The 516-nt window shown below is 45.3% G+C and carries 1 pseudogene; it reads right to left on the bottom strand.

Annotation, left to right across the window (positions count from 1 at the left end):
- Positions 1–95: 95 nt before the first annotated feature.
- Positions 96–516 (bottom strand): annotated as a pseudogene (locus tag HW443_RS12885) (hypothetical protein); the annotation flags it as partial.

The raw sequence follows: 516 nt of genomic DNA, 5'->3' as shown, positions 1-516 counted from the left end.
TTCTACTGTGGAAATACCAGAAGAGCACCCAGGATTTTAGAAGGGCACCGAATTCCCCCTCTACATAATCAGGCAGAGGGGCCTCATATGTCTCTTTACAAGTCACTCATGCCGCCTACAGCGGCACCACGAAAGAATGAAAAACCTATTTTCAGGATAGATGAAGAATAGTATCGTTCTAACTTATACTCAATGTTGTTGGTCTTTATGATGATGTCCTGGACCACGATACTGCGATACCCTTTAGGCTGGGCGTCATCAGCAAGGGGGCCCTCATATCTTATTACCTTGGTGTGGTCTATCTTTACCTTATCCAGCTTAGTCTGTTTCTTCCATTCTTTCTTAGGTTCTGGTCTTTTATCGATCTGGTCCCTCTTGCCAGGCGCTTTAGGTTTTAGATCAGGTTTACCCTTTTCACCTTTTAATCGGTTGATCTCATCCCTTAGTCTCTGATTCTCTGCCTTCAAGGCCAGGTTCTCTCGATGCAAGGCCTCTACCAGATTGGCAAGGTGATGG

The sequence above is a fragment of the Candidatus Hakubella thermalkaliphila genome (assembly GCF_013281975.1).
Lineage (GTDB): Bacteria > Actinomycetota > Humimicrobiia > Hakubellales > Hakubellaceae > Hakubella > Hakubella thermalkaliphila.
Note: the sequence above shows the minus strand (reverse complement) of the source record. Positions and strands in the feature narration are given on the sequence as shown.